Source organism: Streptomyces sp. NPDC037242, assembly GCF_055604165.1.
Window position 1 is genome coordinate 19,347 of record NZ_JBVJUY010000016.1, and the last position, 18,615, is coordinate 37,961.

The 18,615-nt window shown below is 73.8% G+C and carries 14 protein-coding genes; 5 read left to right on the forward strand and 9 right to left on the reverse strand.

Translation table 11 applies throughout. From position 1 onward, the window contains the following. Positions 1-75 precede the first annotated feature (75 nt). The 3 genes from ACZ7GJ_RS20150 to ACZ7GJ_RS20160 form a co-directional block, all read right to left on the reverse strand. On the reverse strand, positions 76-1,347 hold the full coding sequence (locus tag ACZ7GJ_RS20150) for a vWA domain-containing protein (protein WP_470753389.1): 1,272 nt from the start codon (positions 1,345-1,347) through the stop codon (positions 76-78). Continuing rightward, complete coding sequence (locus ACZ7GJ_RS20155; RefSeq protein WP_470753629.1) at positions 1,344-2,585, reverse strand: AAA family ATPase; 1,242 nt, start codon at positions 2,583-2,585, stop codon at positions 1,344-1,346. The genes ACZ7GJ_RS20150 and ACZ7GJ_RS20155 overlap by 4 nt, the downstream gene beginning before the upstream one ends. Before the next feature lie 93 nt (positions 2,586-2,678). After that, a complete protein-coding gene (locus ACZ7GJ_RS20160) occupies positions 2,679-4,082 on the reverse strand; it encodes a hypothetical protein (protein WP_470753392.1) in 1,404 nt (467 codons plus the stop codon). 161 nt (positions 4,083-4,243) lie between these two features. On the opposite strand from ACZ7GJ_RS20160, the gene ACZ7GJ_RS20165 reads away from it, so the two are divergent. Further along, positions 4,244-5,311: a hypothetical protein gene (locus tag ACZ7GJ_RS20165; RefSeq protein WP_470753394.1), complete on the forward strand. Its 1,068-nt coding sequence runs from the start codon at positions 4,244-4,246 to the stop codon at positions 5,309-5,311. Here ACZ7GJ_RS20165 and ACZ7GJ_RS20170 read toward each other — a convergent pair. The 3 genes from ACZ7GJ_RS20170 to ACZ7GJ_RS20180 are packed head-to-tail and all read right to left on the reverse strand — an operon-like array spanning position 5,308 to position 8,422. Further along, a complete protein-coding gene (locus ACZ7GJ_RS20170) occupies positions 5,308-6,147 on the reverse strand; it encodes a sugar phosphate isomerase/epimerase family protein (RefSeq protein ID WP_470753396.1) in 840 nt (279 codons plus the stop codon). The genes ACZ7GJ_RS20165 and ACZ7GJ_RS20170 overlap by 4 nt on opposite strands. Continuing rightward, entirely contained in the window at positions 6,144-7,301 is a 1,158-nt protein-coding gene (locus ACZ7GJ_RS20175; RefSeq protein ID WP_470753398.1) for a dihydrodipicolinate synthase family protein, read from the reverse strand. Before ACZ7GJ_RS20175 ends, ACZ7GJ_RS20170 begins: the two co-directional genes overlap by 4 nt. Then, the gene (locus tag ACZ7GJ_RS20180) at positions 7,298-8,422 is read right to left on the reverse strand and encodes a Gfo/Idh/MocA family protein (protein WP_470753631.1); all 1,125 of its coding nucleotides are present in this window, start codon (positions 8,420-8,422) and stop codon (positions 7,298-7,300) included. The genes ACZ7GJ_RS20175 and ACZ7GJ_RS20180 overlap by 4 nt, the downstream gene beginning before the upstream one ends. Positions 8,423-8,708: 286 nt before the next feature. Between ACZ7GJ_RS20180 and ACZ7GJ_RS20185 the strand changes: the two genes are divergently transcribed. Both ACZ7GJ_RS20185 and ACZ7GJ_RS20190 read left to right on the forward strand, forming a co-directional pair. After that, the gene (locus ACZ7GJ_RS20185; protein WP_470753400.1) at positions 8,709-9,788 is read left to right on the forward strand and encodes a LacI family DNA-binding transcriptional regulator; all 1,080 of its coding nucleotides are present in this window, start codon (positions 8,709-8,711) and stop codon (positions 9,786-9,788) included. Further along, the gene (locus ACZ7GJ_RS20190) at positions 9,785-10,588 is read left to right on the forward strand and encodes a sugar phosphate isomerase/epimerase family protein (RefSeq protein ID WP_470753402.1); all 804 of its coding nucleotides are present in this window, start codon (positions 9,785-9,787) and stop codon (positions 10,586-10,588) included. The genes ACZ7GJ_RS20185 and ACZ7GJ_RS20190 overlap by 4 nt, the downstream gene beginning before the upstream one ends. A gap of 65 nt (positions 10,589-10,653) precedes the next feature. On the opposite strand, the gene ACZ7GJ_RS20195 is transcribed toward ACZ7GJ_RS20190, so the two are convergent. After that, positions 10,654-11,805 carry a LacI family DNA-binding transcriptional regulator gene (locus ACZ7GJ_RS20195; protein ID WP_470753404.1) on the reverse strand — a complete coding sequence of 384 codons (1,152 nt, stop codon included), beginning with the start codon at positions 11,803-11,805 and terminating at the stop codon, positions 10,654-10,656. A 206-nt stretch (positions 11,806-12,011) separates the two neighbouring features. Between ACZ7GJ_RS20195 and ACZ7GJ_RS20200 the strand changes: the two genes are divergently transcribed. Together ACZ7GJ_RS20200 and ACZ7GJ_RS20205 are read left to right on the forward strand one after the other, a co-directional pair. Further along, positions 12,012-13,808 carry a glycoside hydrolase family 35 protein gene (locus ACZ7GJ_RS20200; protein WP_470753407.1) on the forward strand — a complete coding sequence of 599 codons (1,797 nt, stop codon included), beginning with the start codon at positions 12,012-12,014 and terminating at the stop codon, positions 13,806-13,808. 94 nt (positions 13,809-13,902) lie between these two features. Beyond that, on the forward strand, positions 13,903-14,850 hold the full coding sequence (locus ACZ7GJ_RS20205) for an aldo/keto reductase (RefSeq protein ID WP_470753410.1): 948 nt from the start codon (positions 13,903-13,905) through the stop codon (positions 14,848-14,850). Positions 14,851-14,909: 59 nt separating this feature from the next. Here ACZ7GJ_RS20205 and ACZ7GJ_RS20210 read toward each other — a convergent pair whose 3' ends face one another. After that, positions 14,910-15,785, reverse strand: coding sequence for an ABC transporter permease (locus tag ACZ7GJ_RS20210; protein WP_470753411.1), 876 nt, complete (start codon positions 15,783-15,785; stop codon positions 14,910-14,912). Beyond that, positions 15,782-18,505 (reverse strand): alpha/beta fold hydrolase, encoded by a 2,724-nt coding sequence (locus ACZ7GJ_RS20215; protein WP_470753413.1) that lies wholly within the window; start codon positions 18,503-18,505, stop codon positions 15,782-15,784. Before ACZ7GJ_RS20215 ends, ACZ7GJ_RS20210 begins: the two co-directional genes overlap by 4 nt. Positions 18,506-18,615: the final 110 nt, after the last annotated feature.

An 18,615-nucleotide genomic window follows, 5' to 3' on the forward strand; every position in this document is an offset into this window, starting at 1 on the left:
TGCCGTGGTGATCGGTACGAAGGTAGCTCTTGGCATGTCCGGTTCGAGCAGCGGGTCCGGCCGAAGCCGGGGAGGTCACCGAGCGGCGGGAGCGGACCCGATCTCGACGACCCGTGCCCACTCGGGCGGCCTGTCCGGCACGTAATCGGGATCGTCCTCGTCCCAGGACCCGGCTGTCCGCCGCCGGGGGAACAGGCCCACCACCGTCCGGCACGGCGGCCGCTCGTCCGGCCAGGCAGTCTGGCCGTCCGTCAGCACCACGATCACGTCCGGCCGGGGCCCCGCCCGCAGCGCCTTGGCGAAGCCCGCGCGCAGGTCCGTACCCCCACCGCCCAGCAGCGGGATGCCCTCGCCGCGGCACAGCGGATGCACCACACGGGCCGCCGCGTCACACGGCACCACCGTGATCAGGTCGCGCCGGCCGCCCAGGGCCTGGGAGATCGCGGCGACCTCCAGGAGCGCGCTGCCCAGTTCGGCGTCGCTGACCGACGCGGAGGTGTCGATGACGACGCTGACCCGCGGCGGCTTGCGCCGCAGGCTCGGCAGGACGATGCCGGGCAGCCCCGCGGAGCGCCGCGAAGGCCGGCCGTACGTGTAGTCCTGGCCTGCCCCCGAGCCGGAGGTCGCCGAGCGCAGCGCCGCCCCGAGCAACTCCCGCCAGGGCTGCGGCGGGTGGAACGCCTCCTCCGCCCAGCGCTGCCACGCCTTCGAGGCCCTGCCCGGCCGCCCGGTGATGCCCTGCGCCACCCGGAACCGGACCGCGTCCCGTTCCTGCTCGGTGAGGCCGTGCGCACCGTCCGGCCCCAGGTCCCACTCCCGGTCCAGCCCGTCGGCCCCGCTTCCGCAGTCCAGCCAGACCAGGCCGTGCGTACCCGCCCCGAGGCCGAACCGGGAGAGGTAGTCCTCCATCAGCTCCCCCTCGGGCAGCCCCAACGTCTCTGGCAGGACGGCCCATTCGGGGCAGACCAGCCCGTCGCCGAAGGCGTCGTCGTTGATCTCGCAGTCCGCCGCGATGTTCATCCGCAGCCGTTCCCCCGCCCCGGTGAGCCCGCGCTCGCGCGCGATCCGGTCACTGCGCCCGTGGTGGTCGCGCAGCAGGTGTGACACCTCGTGCACCCACACCGCGGCCAGCTCCTCCACCGACGTACGGTCCACGAACGACGGCGATGCGTAGCACCGCCAGTGCCGGTCCACGGCCATGGTCGGCACCCGCCGCGACGCCACCGTGTGCAGGGCGAACAGGGCCGTCGCCAGGTACGGGCGGACCCGTACGGCGAGCAGCCGCGCGGCAAACAACTTGTCGAGGTCCAGTCCCAGTTCCAGTTCCCCTTGTGCGGCAGCGCTCATCGGCCGGCCTTCGCGCCGACCGCCGCGGACCGGGCCGCAGCCTCGTCCGCCCGCCTCGACAGGGTCACCGCTCCGGCCAGCCGCTCGATCGACGCCGGTACGTCCCAGTCCTCGCGGCGCAGCGAGGCGAGCGTCGTCGCGGGGACGACCACCAGGTCCGGGGCTCCGGTTTCGAGTGCCCGGACCAGCACCGCCCACGCCGCGTCCCAGCGGGACCGGTCCGGGCGCGCACGGACGGCCGCCACCACTGCGTCGAGCACGACCTGGCGCAGATCGCCCCGCTCGGGCAGTTCGGTACCCGCCGGGTCGGCGAGCAGCGTCTCGGGGTCCGGCAGGTCCATCCGGTCCAGGCTCGCCAGCAGCTCCAGCCCCGGACCGTCGCCCACCGTGCCCCTGACCAGCAGCGACAGCACTTCCCGGGAGGATCCGGCCGAGGTCGCGAAGGCGATCAGCCGCAGGGTCATCTCCCAACTGCGCGGGGACGGCCAGGGTCCGCCGCGGCGCGTCTCGCTGGTGGGCAGCTGGTGTACGAGCTTGGGGCGGGCGGCGAGGAGCCCGCACACCGCGCGCCGCGCGAACTCCACGGCCTCCGGCAGCTTCGCCGGGTCGAGCCGCGGGAGGGTCGCCCGGGGCCAGGTCCCGCCGAGGCCGCGTACGACGACCTCGTGGTCGTGCGTCCACTGGAGGTGGACGAACCGGTTGGCCAGCGGCGGGCTCAGCTCCCAGCCGTCGGCCGCCGAGGACCGCGGATTGGCGGCGGCCACGATCCGCACCCCGGGCGGCAGTTGCAGCGAGCCGATGCGCCGCTCGAGTACGAGGCGGAGCAGCGCGGCCTGCACGGCCGGGGGAGCGGTGGACAGCTCGTCGAGGAACAGCAGCCCCCGGCCGGCCCGTACGAGGCGCACGGCCCAGTCCGGCGGTGCCATCGGAACGCCCTGCTCCGCGGGGTTGTCCCCGACGATGGGCAGGCCGGAGAAGTCGGACGGCTCGTGCACGCTGGCGATCACGGTGGTCAGCGGAAGGTCGAGCGCCTCGGCCAGCTGCGTCAGGGCCGCGGTCTTGCCGATGCCCGGCTCGCCCCACAGCAGCACGGGCAGGTCGGCGGCGACAGTCAGGGTCAGGGCCTCCAACTGCATGTCGGGGCGGGGTTCGGTGGTGGAGTCGCGCAGCAGGGCCAGCAGCTCACCGGCGACGTCGAGCTGCGAGGGGTAGGCGTACGCGGTCATGGGCGCAGGCATGGACATCGACATGGATTCGGGCATGGGCATGGGCACGGACACGGGCATGGGCATGTTCGATCACCTTTGGGTTTCGTGGTGGGTGAGCTCAGGTCAGCGAGCGGTCGTGTCGCGCGGATGCGACCGGTGGTGCCGGGGACGGCCGGCGCCGGGAAGGATGCGGTGGGGTGCGCGGCCCGACAGTCCCGCCCGGAACAGACCATGGGTGATGCGCTGCCGCGCAGCCGCCTCCAACTCATCGCGCAGAGCGCCGCTACGCAGCAGCGCCCCCGGTCCCAGCAGGCCCTCCACGACGGCCAGCGCGCCGGCGGTATCCCCGTGGTCCAGGCGTTCGCGGACGCCGGTGAGGCAGTCGGGACGGCGGTGCGCCTCGTCGATGGCCTGTAGGCAGGGGAGCGGGGTGCCGGTCAGCGCGACCAGTAGTTCCTCCCGGCGGATCTCGGCCGGGTCGTGGTCCAGCGGGGCCAGGACCCCGTTGACCAGGCCGATCCGGTGCCGCGCTCCCCGGCACTCCACCAGCCGCGGTTCACCTGCTCGGTCCGGAGCCGGGTACGGACCCCCGGTCGGTGCATGGTCCGGTACGAGGGCCGACGCGACCAGCGGGTGGAGCCGATCGGCCTCGATGGCACCGGCGCGGAGGAGCTCCAGGTCGGGCAGTACCCAGGTCGCGGCGTCGGGCAGCACCGGCAACGCGGCGGTGTTGCCGTGCGTGGGCGCGGCCGAGATCCGTACGGAGGGCGGTTGCCCGGGCTGGTCCGGGTGCACGAGCAGCCGGTGCCGGGACCCGATCCGCACGATGACGGGCCCGGTGGAGCGCCCTTCGGCGCGCAGCAGTATGCCCGCCTCGGCCGCCCACCGGTTCACGGCGCACCGCTGCCCGTGCGGGGCGGCCCCCGGCAGCTCCGGGTCCAGCGGGGGCGGTCCGTCGCCGTGCGGCCGATCCGCCCCGGACCGGATCCGCAGCTCATCTGCCCTGCGGGCGTCCCACAGGTGGCGGTGCAGGTCGAGGCGGAACCGTGGGTTGGGGCGCGGGTGCGGATGCAGGGAGGCGCGGGCCTCGGAGTCGGGGTCGGATGCGTCCCACAGGGCGAGACTGATCCGCTGACCGGCGTCCGCCCAAGCCGGCGCGGTCCGGGCCACGAGGTGCACCGGACGTACGCCGTCATGCCCCGCGGCTTCGTACCGGGCGAGCGTGAGGCTCAGCCCCGGGCGCAGCAGTCCGTCGGGTGCGATGCGCGGCATGTGCCAGCGCAGCAGGTCGGGCGCCAGATGGCGCAGATCGGACCGGACTTGGGCGGCCAGCCCCTGCCCGTGCGTACGTGCCACGAAGCGCAGATTGAAGTCGACGTCGATGCCTGCGGCGGCGCACGCCCCGCCCCAGTCGCCGACAGCGCGGCGAACGGTTGCAGTCTCGATCATGGAAGGCGGGACGGCGAACTCGCGCACGCGCAGCCAGAAGGGAAGGCGGGAATCCCCGTTCACGGTCTCAGTGAGCATCAGCACTCACCTTGCGTGGACGGGACCCCCAATCTGTGAACAGCCTGAGTGATCATCACGGTGACGGTATCGCGCCCGCATACGATCTGCTAGGCATTTTCCGATCAAGTGCTCGTCGGGGTCGGCATGATTCGTGGGTTCAAGAGCGGGGGAGAGAAGGCGTGGCCGTGTTCGCGTGTGCGGGGTGTGGTGCCGTGCTGACCACCTCGGTGTCGCGGATCGCGCTTCCGGTGCAGACCCATCAGCGGTACGGACACGAGATGCTCCCCTCGCTCATGGAGCCGGGGACTTACGCCGTCGACCCGGAGCCTTTCGGTCCGCCGTGGCGGCTGTGGGACGAGATCGGGGTGGAGGAGGCGGAGGCCCGCGGGGTCTTCGCGCCGGTTCACGCCCTGTCCCTCGGGGCGCCGGGCGCGATCGTCGTCGCACCGGGCGACACCCGTGGCACCGTGCTGATCCCCGAGCGGTGCGACGGCTACTGCCTGGGGCTGGACGGGCGGGACGGTCCGAACCTGGCCTGTGCGCGGTGCGGGCAGGCGGTGGCGACCCGCATCGACGACTGCACCCTCTGGCAAGCGGTATGGCTCGACCCGCATGCCGTACGCCGCCTCCCCGCCGAGGCCCCGGTCGGCCGGACGGTGGACTGGGAGGCCCTGGCGCAGGAGGGGCAGGGCACGCCGCCCATCGAGCAGCCCGGGGCCTGGAGTCCGCGATGGGAGGCGGCCGTCGGGGAGGCACTGGCCCACCTGCTGGCGGCCTCGGCCGGCGCGCGCGTGGCCGTACCCGGCGGCCTCGTCGCGGACACCTTCGGCCGCGCGCTCGACGCGCTGCTCCCACCGGGGCCGCCGGAGCCGTCGGCGCGGAAGGTGGCCCTGGCGGGACCGGGTCTGCCCGTCGAAGACCTCGCCCCCGACATCGCCCTGGTTCCGCGGCATCCACGGACGGGGGAGGTCTGGCCGCTGTCCCGGGCCGCTGACGTCGTGCCGGTGGCCGCCGATGTGTGGCTGTATCTGGAGTCCCCCTCCGAAGGGCTGCCGTTTCCCGCGACCGGCGGAATGCCCGACGGCGTGCTGCGCGACGATCCGCTGCCGATGCATCCGTGGAGGCTGTTCCGGCCCGACTCGGGCGTCTTCCTCCGCACGCTGGCACGGTTGCCCGCCGTCCGGCAGCCGTGGCTGCGCCAGATCTACGACCAGGTGATGGAGTTCCCCTACTCCCGCCCCTTCTAGGCGACGTGCTCGCGGTAGGCATCGATCACCTCCCGCAGTACTTCCGCGCCGTCCCGGGCCCACAGCTCCGGCTGGAAGATCTCCACCTCCACCGGGCCCTGGTACCCGGCCGCGTCGGTCAGCTCGCGGAAGCCCCGCAGATCGATGGAGCCCTCGCCCAGCTGGCCGCGGCCCAGCAGTACGCCCTCGGGCAGCGGAGTCACCCAGTCGGCAACCTGGACGGACACGATCCGGCCTCCCTCCCCGGCCCGGCGCAGATCGGCCGGCAGCCGCTCGTCCCACCACAGGTGGTAGGAGTCGACCACCACCCCCACCTCGCGCGCCGGGAACTGCTCGGCGATGTCCAGGGCCTGACCGAGCGTGGAGACCACGCAGCGGTCGGAGGCGAACATCGGATGCAGCGGTTCGATCCCCAGCCGCACCCCCAGCGCCGCGGCCCACGGTGTGAGCTCGCCCAGGATGTCGGCGATCCGGCGGCGCGCCCCCACCAGGTCCCGGTCGCCGGCGGGCAGGCCGCCCGACACCAGGACCAGGACGTCGGCGCCCAGTTCGGCCGCCTCCTCCACGGCCCGGCGGTTGTCGTCGAGGGCGGCCGCGCGGCCCGCCGGGTCGGCGGCGGTGAAGAAGCCGCCCCGGCACAGCGAGCTGACCCGCAGTCCCGCTTTGGCGACCAGCTTCGCCGCCTCACGCACCCCGAAGCCGCGCACCGGATCGCGCCAGAGCCCGATGGCGCCCACCCCGGCGGCCGTGCACCCGGCGACCAGCTCGGGCAGTGACCACTGCCGGATCGTCTCCTGGTTCAGGCTGAACCTGGCCGGAGCCGGGGCCCGGCTCATGACGCCACCCCGTGCACCGCGAGCAGCTGCCGCATCCGGCCCTCGGCGAGCTCGGGGTCCGGGAACAGGCCGAGCCCGTCGGCGAGTTCGTACGCGGTGGCCAGATGGGGGAGTGACCGGGCCGAGTGCAGGCCGCCCACCATGGTGAAGTGGTCCTGGTACCCCGCCAGCCAGGCCAGCAGCACCACCCCCGTCTTGTAGTAGCGGGTCGGCGGGGCGAACAGGTGCCGCGACAGTGCCACCGTCGGATCCAGTAGTTCCCGGAAGCCGGCCGGGTCGCCCAGGTCGAGGGCACGTGCCGCCCGGGCCGCGATCGGGGCGATCGGGTCGAAGATGCCCAGCAGTGCGTCACTGGCCAGTTCCCCGTCACCGGCGATCAGTTCCGGGTAGTGGTAGTCGTCGCCCGTGTAGCAGCGCACTCCCGCCGGCAGCTGCCGGCGGATGCCGACCTCGCGCTCCGCGTCCAGCAGCGAGACCTTGATCCCGTCCACCTTCTCCGGGCATTCGGCAATGATCTTCAGGAAGACCTCCGTGGCCCGGTCCAGGTCCTCGTGCCCCCAGTAGCCGGCCAGCTCCGGGTCGAACATCGGCCCGAGCCAGTGCAGGACGACCGGCCGGGCGCTCTGCCGCAGCAGTCTCCCGTACACCTCCTGGTAGTCCTCCGGGCCGCGCGCCGACGCGGCCAGGGCCCGCGAGGCCATCACTACGGCCCCGGCCCTGCACTCCTCGGTGTGCGCGAGCTGTTCCTCATACGCGGCGATGACCGCGGCCAGGGAGTGCACCACGCCCGCCGCGAGCTGGTCGGTGCCGGCGCCGCAGACGATCCGGCCGCCCACCGACCGGGCCTCGGCCGCCGAGCGGCGGATCAGCTCCGCCGCCGTCGGCCAGTCCAGGCCCATTCCGCGCTGGGCGGTGTCCATGGCCTCGGCCACCCCGAGCCCCTGTGCCCACAACCGGTGCCGGAAGGCCAGCGTGGCCTCCCAGTCGACCGCGGGCCCGGCTTCGGCCGAGGCGGCGAGCGGGTCGGCGACCACATGCGCGGCCGAGTAGAACACACGGCTACGGGCCGGGCCGCACTCCAGCGGCGCGAGCGGTCGGGTACCGGGACGGTACGGGCGGAACCCGCCGTCCGCCGAAGGGAGTCGGATGCTCACAGCGACACCTCCGGCACCGTCAGCCGCCGGCCCTCGGCGGAGGAGAGCAGTCCGAGCTGGGCGAGCTGCACCCCGCGGGCCCCGGCCAGCAGGTCCCACTCCCAGGGCTCCTCCAGCACCACGTGTCGAAGGAAGAGCTCCCACTGGGCCTTGAAGCCGTTGTCGGCGGGGGAGTTGTCCGGTACCTCCTGCCACTGGGACCGGAAGTCGTGGGTCTGCGGCAGATCCGGATTCCACACGGGCTTCGGCGTCGCCCCGCGGTGCTGGATCCGGCAGCCGCGCAGCCCGGCGACCGCCGAGCCGTGCGTCCCGTCCACCTGGAACTCCACCAGCTCCTCGCGGTGCACGCGGACCGCCCAGGAGGAGTTGATCTGCGCGATCACTCCGCCTTCCAGCTCGAAGATCCCGTACGCCGCGTCGTCCGCGGTGGCCTCATACGGCTTGCCGTCCTCGTCCCAGCGCCGGCCGATGTGCGTACGGGCCAGCGCCTGCACCGTTCTGACGCGGCCGAACAGCCCGTGCAGCAGGTACTCCCAGTGGGGGAACATATCGGCGACGATGCCCCCGCCGTCCTGCGCCCGGTAGTTCCACGACGGCCGCTGGGCGGGCTGCCAGTCGCCCTCGAAGACCCAGTAGCCGAACTCCCCGCGCACGGACAGGATCTCGCCGAAGAAGCCGCCCTCGATCAGCCGCCTGAGCTTCAGCAGCCCCGGCAGGAACAGCTTGTCCTGGACCACGCCGTGCTTGACCCCGGCCTCCGCGGCCAGGCGCGCCAGCTCCAGCGAGGACTCGAAGCTCAGCGCGGTCGGCTTCTCGCAGTACACGTGCTTGCCCGCCGCTATGGCCTGCCGGACGGCCGCCTCCCGGGCACCGGTGACCTGCGCGTCGAAGTAGATCTCGACCTCGGGATCCGCCAGCACGGCCGCCAGGTCCGTGCTGACATGCTCCAGCCCGTGCCGCTCGGCGATGGCCCGCAGGGCCTCCTCGCGGCGCCCCACGAGCACCGGCTCCGGCCACAGCACCGTGCCGTTGCCGAGGTCCAGGCCGCCCTGCTCGCGCAGGGCGAGCAGGGACCGGACCAAATGCTGGCCGTACCCCATCCGCCCGGTCACGCCGTTCATAGCGATCTTGATCGTCCTGCGCTCCACGGGGTCCCCCTCTTCAGGCTCGGATCCGGCACCGGATCCAGGATCGGATCGGAAAGCGGATAGAAAGCGCTTTCACTCCGATCAGGCTAGGGTCGCCCATCGATCCTCTGCAAGACCCTTTTGGGTGATAGAAAGCGCTTCCTCAATCCGGGAGCATGTGGAGGGTACGGAGATCCACACACCGGATGAGACGATGAGCCCGAGCAAGCGATGAACGCCCGAGCGAGCACGGCGCGGGCCGGCAGGAGGAGGGGTGGGGATGGCGGTGACCCTCGCCGAGGTCGCGGCGCACGCAGGCGTGTCGCCCGCGACGGTCTCGCGCGTACTGAACGGCGGATATCCGGTGGCCGGCGCCACCCGGACCCGCGTGGAGCAGGCCGTCGAAGACCTCGGCTACATCGCCAACGGCCCCGCCCGCGCGCTCGCGGCCGCCACCTCCGACCTCGTCGGCGTCCTCGTCCACGACATCGCCGACAGCTTCTTCGGAATCCTCGCCGGCTCCTTCCAGAGCGCACTCTCGCCCACCGGCCAGGCGGACGCCCGACGCCTCGCCGTCGTCTGCAACACCGAAGGCGCCGCCGCGACCGAGCTCGCCTACCTCACGCTCCTGGAGGGCCAGCGGGCCGGCGGGGTCGTCCTCACCGGCAGCGCCGTCGAGGAAGCGGAGCATGCCCTCGCGCTCGCCGCCCGGGTCGCGCGGATCGCCGCCACCGGCGCCCCGGTGGTGCTGTGCGGACGCCCCCCGCTGCCCGTACCGGCCGGGCTGCCCGTCGCCACCATCATGTTCGACGACCGCGGCGGCGCCTTCCGCCTGGCCGAGCACCTGCTCGCGCTCGGCCACCGCCGCATCGCCTACGTCGCCGGCCCGCCCGGCCTGAGCACCACCCGGGAGCGGCTCGCCGGGCACCATGACGCCCTGACGCGGCACGATCCCGCCCTGCCCGAGAGCTGCGCCGACCTCACCGTCCACGCCGGCTTCCAGCGCTCCGCCGGGTACGACGCCGCCCGTGAACTGCTGCGCCGCGGGGCCCCCTTCACCGCCGTCGCCGCGGCCAACGACACGGTCGCCACCGGGGTCGCCGCCGCCCTGCGCGAGGCGGGCCTGCGCATCCCCGAGGACGTCTCCGTCGCCGGCTTCGACGACCTGCCCGTCTGCGTGGACACCGCGCCCGCCCTGACCACCGTCCGCGTGCCGCTGCGCGAAGCCGGCGTGCTCGCCGCGCAGTTCGTCACCGGACGCAGACCGCTGCCCCCGGGCGGGATCACCACGCTGCCCGCCGATCTGATCGTGCGCGGCTCCACCGCGCCGCCGCCCTCGGCCGGAGGGAGCCGCCCGTGAGGTACGCGTTCTCCACGCTCGGCCTGCCCGGCACGCCGCTCGCGCGCAGCGCCGAACTCGCCGCCGCCCACGGGTACGAGGGCCTGGAGCTGCGCGCCCACCCCGAGGAGCCGCTGCACCCCGGCAGCCCGGCCGTCGACCGCGCCGCGGGACTGCGGACTCTCACCGCCGCGGGGGTCCGCGTCCTGGGCGTGGCCGGGTACGCCCGGGTGGCCGCCGCCGGTCCGGACGAGCCGGTCCTCGCCGAGGTCCGGGCGCTGATCGAGCTCGCCGCCGACCTGCGAGCCCCCTACGTCCGCGTCTTCCCCGGAGGCGGGGACCAGTCAGCCCCGGCCGCCGACGACCACGCCGTACGCCGACTGCTGGCCGCGGCCCCGTTCGCCGAGCGGCACGGGGTGCGGATCCTGCTGGAGACCCACGACTCGCACCGCACCGCGGCCGCGACGGCCCGCGTGCTCGACCGCGTCGCACATCCCGCCGCGGGCACACTGTGGGACGTACTGCACACCTGGCTCGGCGGCGAGGCCCCGGCCGAGTCGCGGCGCGCCCTGGCCGCGCACTTGGGCTACGTACAGGTGAAGGACGTGGCGTCGGCGGGGGAGCTGACCCCGCTCGGGCTCGGTGCCGGAGTGCTGCCGCTCGCCGAGGCTGTGGCCGTCGCCGCAGCCGCGGAACCGGACGGCTGGCTCTGCTGGGAGTACGAGAAGCGCTGGTACCCCGGCGCCGCCGAGCTGCCGGGGCAGTTGGCCGCGGGCCGGGAGTACCTGGCCGGCCTGGTCCGCGCCCACCGCCGGGAGTGAACGCGCAGTTCGATCGGAACGGTCACCGGCCCTGATCCGCCCCCGTCCATCGGCCCCCCCGCGCTCTACGAGCGGATCGTCAGCCGCGGAAGCAGTTCCAGGTGCTGGCGCGGGCTCTCGTACGAGGTCCCGCCCGCGAGCCGGTCCAGCAGCAATCCCGCGGCCCGCGCGCCCACCTCGCCCTTGGCCGGCGCCACCGCCGACAGCGGGACATCGGCCAGCCCCGCCACCTCGTCGTCGTACGTGATCACCGCCAGGTCCTCCGGCACCCGCACCCCCCGCGCCTGGAGCCGCGGGATCAGCATGATCGCGTCGGTGTCGCTGTGGATCAGGGCGGCGGTCACCCCGCCCTTGGTCACCGCCTCGTGCAAGTAGTCCAGGGTCCGGGCGAACGCGTCCGCGTCGGACAGCGGGCCGGGCCCGGCCGCCGGCCACGCGGGCGCGGGCTCCAGCCCGAGCGCGGCCACGGCCGCCTCGTACCCCGTGCGCAGCCGCGCCGTCGTCGGTGTCTGACGGCTGGCCAGCGCGATCCGGCGGTGCCCCAGTTCGACCAGGTGCTGCACCGCGCATGCCGCGCCGTGCGCGTGGTCCGAGGTCACGCGGTCGAGCGCTGACGCCGCATGCCCCGGCGGGGCCCACCGCTCCACCAACACCGTCGGAACCGGCAGTTCCGCGGTCCACGCCCCCTCGCCGGGGCCGGGCGAGCCGGTGTCCCAGTTCGGAGTCAGCAGCAGCCCGTCCGCCCCCGTGGACAACAACCGGTCCGCCTGGGTCCGGTCCTCGCCCGGCAGGTACCGGGTGAGCCCCACGGTCAGCCGCGCACCCCGCGCCTCGACCACCTCGCGGGCCCCCCGTACGACTTCGGCGTAGTAGTACTCGGTGGTCGGCACCACCATCCCGATCACCAGCCCGTCGGCCCTGGCCGCCGCCCCGGAGGACGCGACCGCACGAGCCGCAGATCCGGCCGCAGCCCCCGCAGCCCCGGCCGCAGCCCCCGCAGCCGGCCCCGCGGCGACCGGGGACCGACCGGCCTCCACCCGGCTGATCACCCCGTGCATCCGATGGATCTCGCCCCGCGCCGCCATCGCCTCGATGTCCCGCCGCAGGGTCACGGGGGAGACGCCGAGCTCCTGCGCCAGGTCCGCGACGCGCACGCTGCCGCGCGCCTGGACGAGCGCGAGGACGTGGGCCTGGCGCTGGTCTACGTGTGGTCTCAAGGAAGGTCCCCCTGCGGTCTGCGCACGGCCGTGGCCGCGGCTGCGGCTGTACGAGCTCTGTCCGTCCGGGCCATCATAGAGAACAGGTCCGATCGATTCGATCGATTCCGATCAACTGGTCATTGACGGCGCGGACCGCGCATTCATATATTCGGCGGCGTCCCGCACCTCACGGCAGCATCTCGACCTCTCCCGGGAGTCAGCGCATGCTCACGCACGACCAGGACGGCTTCCGGCGCGCAGACCGCCCCCACCGCATCGTCTCGGGGGCCCTGCACTACTTCCGCGTCCACCCCGACCTGTGGGAGGACCGGTTGAAGCGGCTGCGGGCCCTGGGCGCCAACACCGTGGACACCTACGTTCCCTGGAATTTCCACGAAACGGCCCCCGGCAAGGCCGACTTCACCGGCTGGCGGGACCTCGGCCGCTTCCTGCGCACAGCCCAGGACCTCGGGCTCGACGCCATCGTCCGCCCCGGCCCGTACATCTGCGCCGAATGGGAGTTCGGCGGCCTCCCCGCCCGGCTGCTGGCCGTCGACGGCCTCCACCTGCGCTGCTCGGACCCGCGGTTCGAGGCCGAGGTGGACGGCTGGTTCGACCTCGTCGTTCCCGAACTGCTGCCCCTGCTCGCGAGCCGCGGCGGACCGGTGGTCGCCGTACAGATCGAGAACGAGTACGGCTCGTACGGCAACGACACCCGCTACCGGGCCCACGTGGAGCAGGCCCTCGTCGAACGCGGCGTGGACTGCCTGCTGTTCACGGCCGACGGCCCCGAGGACGCCATGCTGCAGGGCGGATCGGTCCCGGGCCGGCTGGCCACGGCCACCTTCGGCGCCAAGCCCGCCGAACGCCTCGCTCACCTGCGCCGCTACCAGCGGACCGGTCCGCTCGCCGCGATGGAGTTCTGGATCGGCTGGTTCGACCACTGGGGCGAGGAGCACCACGTCCGCGACGTCGAGGAGGCGGCGCAGTCGCTCGACGAACTCCTCGCCACCGGCGCCTCCGTCAACCTCTACATGGCCCACGGCGGCACCAACTTCGGCTTCTGGGCGGGCGCCAACCACACCGGATCCCGCCCCTGCGACCCCGGCTACCAGCCGACCGTCACCAGCTACGACTACGACGCCCCCATCGGCGAGGCCGGCGAACTGACCCCCAAGTTCCACGCGTTCCGCGAGGTCATCGGCAAGTACGTCCCCCTGCCGGACGGCCCGCTGCCCGAACCGCCGCCCCGGATGACGCCCGCCCTCGCCGTCCCCGCGGGCACCGCGCCGCTCCTCGCGCACCTCGACGTACTCGGCGGCCCCCCGGTGCTGCGCCCCGCGCCCGAGTCCATGGAGAAGCTCGGCCAGGACCACGGCCTGATCCACTACCGCACGACCGTCACCGGCCCGCGCCCCGCCATGCCGGTGAAGATCGACGGCCTCGGCGACCGCGCGTACGTCTTCGCCGACGGCGTGCCCCTCGGCATCCTCGACCGCAACACCCCCGACCAGGGCCTGGACCTCCCCGTCGGCGAGGCCGGAGTCGTCCTCGACATCCTGGTCCGGGCGATGGGCAGGGTGAACTACGGCCCGCTGATCGACGACCGCAAGGGCATCTGGCGCGCCGTGCGCCACGGGCACCAGCACCTCTTCGAATGGGAGATACGGCCGCTGCCGCTCGCCGACCTGACGGGCCTGACCTGGTCGGCGGGGGCCCCCGAAGCGTCCGAAGAACCCGAGCCCGCCTTCCACCGCTTCACCCACACCCTGGAGGAGCCGCCCGCGGACGGCTTCCTGGACGTATCGGGCTGGGGGACCGGTCTGCTCTGGCTGAACGGTTTCCTGCTCGGCCACTACGACACCCCGCGCGGCCCGCAGCGCGCCCTGTACGCCCCCGCGCCCCTCTGGCGGGCGGGCTCCAACGAGATCGTCGTACTCGAACTGGAGCGCCCGGGCGCCGAACTCCCCCTGCGCGACCGGCCCGACCTCGGCCGCCCCACCATCGTCACCCTCCAATAAGAGGGCCGCCCGCCCGGCAGCCCTGGGGTAACTTCACTGTGATCGTCAGCGGTCAACAGTCCGCAGTTCGTTCGTGAGTGGAGGAACGGAACCCATGCGCCATCTCCCCCTGGGCAGTTCAGGTCTACGGGTGTCCGCCGTCGGCCTCGGCTGCAACAACTTCGGCGGCCGCCTCGATGCCAAGGCCACCCGCGCCGTCGTCGACGCCGCCCTCGACGCGGGCATCACCCTCCTCGACACCGCCGACATCTACGGCGGCCTCGGCGGCTCCGAGACCCACCTCGGCCAAGCCCTCAAGGGCCGCCGGGACCAGGTCGTCCTCGCCACCAAGTTCGGCTTCGCCCGCGCGGACATGGGGTACGGAGCCGCCGCCGGCTCCCGAGGCGGCCGCGCCTACATCCGACGGGCGGTCGAGGAGTCCCTGCGCCGCCTGGTGACCGACCACATCGACCTCTACCAACTGCACAGCCCCGACCCCACCGTCCCCGTGGCCGAGACCCTGGCCGCGCTCACCGAGCTCGTAGCCGAGGGCAAGATCCGCTACATCGGCCACTCCAACTTCAGCGCCTGGCAGCTCGCCGAAGCCGCCCACGTCGCCCGGGAGACCGGCGCGGCACCCTTCGTGTCCGCGCAGAACGAGTGGTCACTGCTGGAGCGGTCGGCGGAGCGCGAGCTGGTCCCGGCCGCCCTGCACTACGGCGTCGGCGTGCTCCCCTACTTCCCGCTCGCCAACGGCCTGCTCACCGGCAAGATCCGCCGGGGTACGCCCGTGCCGGCTGGCTCCCGCCTCGAAGGACGCGACGCGTACCTCACGGAGGAACGCCTCGACACCGTCGAGGCACTGGCCGCCATCGCCGAGAAGCACGGCCGCACCGTCCTGGAACTGGCCATCGGCTGGCTGTCCGCCCAGCCCGGCTGCGCCTCGGTCATCGCGGGCGCCACCTCGCCCGAGCAGGTGCGCGCCAACGCGGCCGTGGCCGACCGCCCGCTGGAGCCCGAACTGCTCGCCGAGATCGACGCCGTGGCGCCCGGGGCCGCCTGACGCCGCGCCGCGCCGGAGCGCCACCCGAAGACTCAGGAGGGCGCGCCGCGCGCGGCGGCTCAGGACACGATGTCCTTGCGGGAGAACCCCCGGAACGCGAGGGCGAACAGCACCACGGCGTACGACACCGACACCGCGACCCCCTTGACCATGCCGCCCCACTCCAACTGCGGCTGAAGGGCGTCGGCCCAGGCGAACTGCCAGTGCGCCGGCAGGAACTCCCGCCACGAGCCCAGCGCGGTCACCGCGTCGAGCACGTTGCCCACGATCGTCAGCCCGACGGCCCCGCCCACCGCGCCCAGCGGCGCGTCCGTACGCGTCGACAGCCAGAACGCCAGCCCGGCCGTGACCAACTGCGACACGAAGATGAACGCGACGGCCAGGGCGAGCCGCGGCACCGTGTCCCCGGCCGCCAACGAACCGCCCATCGGCAGCTTCAGCGGCCCCCACCCGTACGCGGCCGTGCCCGCCGCCAGCGCCACCACCGGCAGCAGCACCATGGCCGCCAGGCTGAAGCCGAGCGCGACCACCAGCTTGCTCCACAGCAGCCGCGCCCTCGGCACCGGCGAAGCCAGCAGGTAGCGCAGCGAGGACCAGCCGGCCTCCGAGGCGACCGTGTCCCCGCAGAACAGCGCCACCGGCACCACCAGCAGGAACCCGGCCGACACGAACAGGCACGTGGCGGCGAAGTTCGCCCCCGAGGCGGTCGCCGTGTCGATGAGCGTGATGCGGCCGTTGCCGCCCGGGCCGCCGTCCGGCCCGCCGCCCACCGCGAACGCGATCATCAGGATGAACGGCAGTGCGGCTAGCACCCCGCCCATCACCAGCGTCCGCCGCCGCCGCCACTGCCGCAGCGCCTCCACGCGCAGCGGCAGGGTCCGGCTCGCGTGGTAGCCGGGGGCCACCTCCTGGACCTGCGCCCGGACCGTACTCACGCCGCACCTCCGATCAGGGTGAGGAACGCGTCCTCCAGCCGGCGGTGCGGACCGACTCCGCTCACCGGCACCTCCAGCCGCACGAGTTCCGCGATCAGCCCGGCGGCCGTCGCGCCTTCGAGCCGTACGAGCAGCCCGTCCTCGGCAGTCACCACCGAACCCACTCCCTCCAGCGCCGCCACCTTCTCCACGGTCACCTCGTCCACCGGGCCGGCCAGCGTCACCAGGAGGGTGTCCCCGCCGCCGGTGATCTCGGCGACCTCGCCGGCCGCCACCCGCTGCCCGCGGTCCATGACCACCAGGTGCGTGCAGGACTGTTCCACCTCGGACAGCAGGTGGCTGGAGACGATGACCGTCCGCCCGCCCGCCGCGTACCGGATCATCACGTCCCGCATCTCGCGGATCTGCGGCGGGTCCAACCCGTTGGTCGGCTCGTCGAGGATCAGCAGGTCCGGCATGCCGAGCATGGCCTGGGCGATCGCGAGCCGCTGCCGCATGCCCTGCGAGTACGTGCGCACCGCGCGCTCCAGCGCGTCGCCGAGCCCGGCGATCTCCAGGGCCTCGGCCATGTGCGAGTCCTCGGCCGGGCGGCCGGTGGCCTGCCAGTACAGCTCCAGGTTGGCGCGGCCCGTCAGGTGCGGCAGGAAGCCGGCACCCTCCACGAACGCCCCGACCCGCGACAGCACCGGAGCCCCGGCCCGCACCGCGTGCCCGAACACCCTGATCTCCCCGGCGTCCGGCGAGATCAGGCCCATCAGCATCCGCAGCGTGGTGGTCTTGCCGGCCCCGTTGGGCCCGAGCAGGCCGAGCACCTGGCCCTTCTCCACCCGGAAGGACAGGTCCCGCACGGCGTAGCGGTCCTGCGCCTTCGCGTAGCGCTTCGTCAGCCCGGTGATTTCCAGTGGTACGTCGGCCAGCGCGGGTTCGGGCTGCGATTCTCCCGCCCGGACCCGACCGCGGCCCCCGCCGGTCCTCCGGACTCCCAACAACCCCGCGGCCAGCGCCAGAGCCGCGAGGGGCAGCCCCCAGGTCCAGGCGGGCAGCCCGGCGGCAGCCGTCCGCACCCCGTCGGCGACGGGCACCGCCAGCGGACCCTGCGCGGAGACGGTGTACGTGGCCGGCGCGGCCGGGGACGCGTATCCGAGGTCGGTGGCGGCCACCACGAGCCGCAGCCGGTGCCCGGCCTCCACGGCATGGTCGATCGCCGGGAGCCGCAGCTCGACGGTCGCGTCCTGCCCGGCGTTCTCCACCCGTACCGGGGCGACGAGCTGACTCGGCAGCACCTGCTGGCGGCCGTCGGGCCCGACGTCGTAGACCTTGCCGAACAGCACGGCCGAACCGTCCGCAGCCGTAGACCTCACCTTCAGGGTTACGGTCGGGGTCCCTGTGATGCGCAACCCGGTGTCCAGCGGCTCCGTCTCGAACCGGGCGTTCTGCCCGGGGAAGTCCAGCGAGAGCCCGGCTCCGAAGGCCGCGAGCTGCCCGCCGATGCCGGGCAGTGCGGACAGCGCGGGCGGAGCCCCGCCCGCCGGGTTGCCGAAGCCCTGCTCCCGTCCGGCCAGGGCGAACTCGCGCGGGCCCGACCGCAGCCCGGGGTAGCCGTCGCCGTCGGCGCCGCGCAGCTTGACCTCGCCGTCGGTGGAATCGATGCCGCCGGAACGCGAGACGCGGAACGCTGGTCCGGTGGCCGTTGCCTCGTCCCCCTTGAGGTAGCGGTCGAACCAGGCCTTGATCCGGGACTCGACCCGGTCGGCCTCGCGCATGCCGCCGTCGTGGCCGCCCGCCGCCCAGTCCACGGACACGGGTGCGCCGTTCGCGGCGATGGCCCTGGCCATGGCGTCGGCCTGGTCGAGCGGGAAGAGGGAGTCGTCCTGGCCCTGTACGACGAGGGTCGGCACCTTGATCTTGTCGCCGACCGCCGACGGACTGCGCTGCTCCAGCAGGGCGCGGGCCTCGGCATCGGGCTTTCCGGCCACCGCGACGCGTTCGTACATGGCGCACAGCTCGGGCTGGAAGCGGCCGCAGCCGGGGGCGGCGGGCGGAGCGGCGGCCCCGGGGCCCGACGGGGCTCCCGCCTGACCCGCCTGCCCTGCCTGCATTCCGCCCGCGGATCCGGTGGTGAAGAACAGCCCGGCCCACAGCTTCTTGAACACGCCGTTGGGGAAGAGGGAGTCCGCGAGGTTCCAGTAGGTGATCGTCGGGGCGATGGCGTCCACGCGCGGATCGTGTCCGGCCGCGAGCAGGGAGACGGCCCCGCCGTAGGAGCCGCCGGTCACCCCGACGCGCGGGTTGCCGTCCGCGTCGAGCCGCACCTCGGGCCGGGTGGCCAGCCAGTCGATGAGCCGGGAGACGTCCTTGACCTCGTATTCGGGGTCGTTCAGCCCGATCCGGCCGCCGGAGCGGCCGAAGCCGCGCGCGGACCAGGTCAGGACCGCGTACCCGTCGCGGGCCAGCCGCTCGGCCTGCTCCCGGACATCGTCCTTGCTGCCGCCGAAGCCGTGCCCGATGAGCACGGCGGGGCGCCTCTCGCCGCCACCGGAGGTGAAGTACGAGGTGTCGATCGCGGCACCGGGCATGTCGAGCACCTGGTCCTGGCGGTGCACGGACGCGGAGTCACCGGCCGCGGTGGCCGTCAGCGTGCCGGCTCCCGCGACGACGGCGAGTGCGGCCGCGCCCGCGAACAGGCGGCTTCGGCGGCGCCGGGGCAGTCGGAGCTTCATACGGGAACCCTAAACGCCCGGGCCCCGCCGACCGCGCCCCCGCAGGCTGAACTCAGCACCTTCTCGAGGACTACGCCGCAGCCCCCCGCGTACCGCGCCTGCGGTACACC